The 3,357-nt window shown below is 41.6% G+C and carries 4 protein-coding genes; 3 read left to right on the top strand and 1 reads right to left on the bottom strand.

Annotated features, from left to right (window positions below; genetic code table 11):
• Positions 1–210 (bottom strand): helix-turn-helix domain-containing protein (locus FCU94_RS15645; RefSeq protein WP_176289428.1); only part of this gene is annotated, 210 nt, incomplete at its 3' end.
• 236 nt (positions 211–446) lie between these two features.
• On the opposite strand from FCU94_RS15645, the gene FCU94_RS15640 reads away from it, so the two are divergent.
• The 3 genes from FCU94_RS15640 to FCU94_RS15630 all read left to right on the top strand — a co-directional run bounded on the left by FCU94_RS15640 (position 447) and on the right by FCU94_RS15630 (position 2,179).
• Entirely contained in the window at positions 447–854 is a 408-nt protein-coding gene (locus FCU94_RS15640; RefSeq protein ID WP_033907463.1) for a DUF2513 domain-containing protein, read from the top strand.
• A gap of 135 nt (positions 855–989) precedes the next feature.
• Entirely contained in the window at positions 990–1,412 is a 423-nt protein-coding gene (locus FCU94_RS15635; protein WP_176289427.1) for a GNAT family N-acetyltransferase, read from the top strand.
• 113 nt (positions 1,413–1,525) lie between these two features.
• Positions 1,526–2,179: a hypothetical protein gene (locus FCU94_RS15630; protein WP_176289426.1), complete on the top strand. Its 654-nt coding sequence runs from the start codon at positions 1,526–1,528 to the stop codon at positions 2,177–2,179.
• Positions 2,180–3,357: the final 1,178 nt, after the last annotated feature.

Genomic DNA, 3,357 nt, shown 5'->3' with positions numbered 1-3,357 from the left:
CAGCCGGTTGCGAGCCATTTGTTGGGCTCTCCATGCCTGATAGGAGTACCTTTTAAAGTGTCTGTTGTATCGGGAATTGCGTTCAATTTCTCGATAGATAGTGGCTTTGTGACGCCCCAGTTGTTTAGCTATTTTAACGGTACTAATTCCTTGCTTTCTGAGCGCAGAAATCATATACCTTTCGTTCTCAGTGAGGTGCGTGTATTTCATGTTTTTTACTTCTTGGCGGGAGCAAACTTCATGATTATCGCATCTCACTGTTTTTATGTTCAGAGGTGTCGCACTTCGTACTTGAATCCAAGAAACATAACAAGCAATTTAAGAGGGATTCCCAACGCTTGGCATTTTTGCTTCTACTTCAACTTTAGTGGTTACGGTACAATGCTTTAGGTTGGGTGGTAGCGTTGCTCACCCCTTAATTGGGCGTTATGTGAAAAGAGGAAGTTATGAGAGTTGATTACGACTATCTACATGAATTATTGAGAGTTTTCATCGATGATAAGAAGCCAGTTTTAACTTGTGAAGACTTCACTGAACACACTGATAAGGATCTTCAAAAGTTTTGCTTACATGTAAAATTACTTAGCGATCAAGGGTTGGTAGTAAATGCTTTCAAAGATAGTAAAGAGCTAGGTATTCAATTTGATTGGGATGATGAAGGTTACTATTTAGTTGAAGCCCCTTGGCGCTTAACCTCGCAAGGTTATGACTTCGCTGCAACCTTAGATAAGCCTGAAATGCTAACTCTTGTTCGAGAAAAAATGGCAAATGAAGGTATTTCTGCTGTCGTTGATATATCTAAAAGTTTCGCACGTAAGAAACTCGAAAAGGTACTCGAGGAACATTTCACATAACAAAGCGTTTAAGACGGATTCCCAACGCTCGGCATTTTTGGTTTGCTTCAGCTTAAGTGGTTACGGCACAATACTTTTAGTGTAGTGGTCTGCGTTGCTCACCACTTAACGCGGCGTTATGCAAATGGAGTAAAAATGAGAATCTTTGAAGCCGATAGCTCTATGAACGACGCTGTTGGTCAATTCTATAAAGAGCAGGGCTATCATAGTGCTTGGTCTAATACTGAAAGAGCATTTATCTGCCTCAACGATGGTGCGATTATCGGCTCAGTGAAAGTTGAGCTTATCAATGACGTGACGATACTCAGGGGTATGTACATTGCGAGTGAGTTTCAAGGTCAAGGTTTAGGGCTTCAATTTCTTCAGCACATTGAGCCTGTTTTAAATGTGCGTACCGCCTATTGTATGCCACTTGCTCATGTAACAGATTTCTACAAGCATATTGGCTTCAATGAAGTAGAAGAAAGTCAGTATCCGGAGTTTTTACAACAACGTTGTGAAAAGTATCGTGAAATGGGGTATTCGATTACAACGATGCGTCGTGAAAAATTTGCATAACAAAGCATTTAAGAGTGATTCGCAACGCTTGGCAGTTTCGCTTCGCTCAAGTATAGCCATGCGCCGCTCACATCTTAATGCGGCGTTAGCTGTCTTAACTAGGAGTATATATAATGATTGATGGTGTGCAGGAGACTCCTTTGTGGGTAGTTAGCATGTCTACAATTCTGGCTTTCTTACCGCTTATAAAACTTTTGCATCACATATTGCACTCTAATCGGTCTTACAAAGTCCAAAGTTTAGAAGCTCTTTCTAAAGTGTTAAGTGGCACTGAGAACATTAGCAACAGACTCGTTGCTGAGCAGTTGTTTATTAATCAATTCAAGGTACGTGTTGACTATGAAACCATAGTAGCTTTGCTTGCTTTCGAAGCACCGACAAAAGCAATAAACCTCTACCGAAACTCAAACAAGTATTTGAAAACAGCTAAAGGTCGATTGGTCTACGGAGATAAATATCAATGCTCAAAGAAAAGGCGTTTAGAAAAGTATATAAGACCAATTCGAAATCATATTTTATATTGGTTCTTCGCAATGATAGCTGGTTTTATTGGTTTGTACGTATATCGCTCGTTTAACATAGATACAATATTTTACACCAATTATGTACTTTTTAATGGGGCAGTTTGGGCGCTCTGTTCGTTAGGTAGCCTTATTTGCGTAATAATAGCGGTAAGATGTCTTACTGATACTACAAGCATTAAAGATGCAGAGGCTTTGATGAGTCTAAGCAATCGATATAAAAGCACACCCAAATGGCTTTACTAAAATACAGCTAACAAACTGTTTAAGAGTGATTCGCAACGCGTGGCACTTTTACTATGCGTTGCGTTGCGTTGCGTTGCGTTGCGTTGCGTTTAGTGTTTAAGGTGGTTTGCGGCAGCTCTTGTATTGCGTTGCTCACACCTTAACAGGGCGTTATGTTTACTTGTATTTCAGTGGCTTAAAAACTCTTCGATCTCTGTTCTTTGTCCCTTTAGCCATTCGTTCGAGTTGCCTCAGCAAATCCGCATTGTCGGCCTAATTTCGTGAATTCCTCAGCCCGTAAAACATGTCAATGTTCGCAGGTTGCTTCATTTGCAGGTCGTGGCGGTTGGCTTCAAATTTCACCGGCTCAAAGTCGCTTTTGGGTTCTTTGCCAAGCAGCATTTCAATTTGGCAGTTGCCTCGGCAATTTACCATTGTCTTGCGCTTTAGTTGGAAAGAGAGGGCGTTTGTTGAACGTTTATCGGGTTGCCTCATTGGGCAGGGAAGTGGATTTCCGCGTTTGGTGCTTCGTGCATCTGGCGGTCAAGTGAGTTTTGGCGTGTGACTGACTTCTTGAAACAGGGTCAACAAAGCAGTTCTTTGCCAAATAAGTCAGTCGTTTGTGGTAAAACATAACAAACAATTTAAGAGGGATTCCCAACCCCTGGCATTTTTGCTTCTACTTCAATTTTAGTGGTTACGGTACAATGCTTTAGGTTGGGTGGTAGCGTTGCTCACCCCTTAATTGGGCGTTATATGCCAGATGAAGAAAGCCTAAAAATTCAGGTTTACAGCCTTGGTGTCTAGGTCTTTGGGCGTCGAGATTTTTCGGTTTCAATTCTCGTTTTCTCCGGTCCGTGGTTCAGTTTTTGCCTACCGTTTATCGGTGGTTTTATTCTTTGGTGCTGATAATGCCTGGTCAATTTAGGCAACATCTTCTGCTGAAATTCCGCTCTGAGAGTTTGCCTTCCTAAAAGCTGGTTTACTTGTTGAAAGGGCGCTTTCTCTGGTGTGGTGAGTTCACGTGGTTTCAGTGAGTTTGTGGAAAGTCCTCATTGTGAAATTGCCGTTCCAAAAGCACTTTTTGGTGTCGTCAGTCCGTTTTCTGCGGCGTTGAAAATTCCAAGTGGTTTCAGTGGCAAGTCGCTGCAAGTCTAAGCCTGACTTAAGTGCATCAAAGCACATAAAAATCATGGTTT

It is taken from the genome of Vibrio sp. JPW-9-11-11, assembly GCF_013369335.1.
In the GTDB taxonomy this organism is placed as follows: domain Bacteria; phylum Pseudomonadota; class Gammaproteobacteria; order Enterobacterales; family Vibrionaceae; genus Vibrio.
This window is presented reverse-complemented; position numbering and strand designations above follow the sequence as displayed.

What these genes read in the sequence shown, in the direction of transcription:
- FCU94_RS15635 (WP_176289427.1), top strand. Translation starts at nt 990, where the DNA reads ATGAGAATCTTTGAAGCCGATAGCTCTATGAACGACGCTGTTGGTCAA.
- FCU94_RS15640 (WP_033907463.1), top strand. Translation starts at nt 447, where the DNA reads ATGAGAGTTGATTACGACTATCTACATGAATTATTGAGAGTTTTCATC.
- FCU94_RS15630 (WP_176289426.1), top strand. Translation starts at nt 1,526, where the DNA reads ATGATTGATGGTGTGCAGGAGACTCCTTTGTGGGTAGTTAGCATGTCT.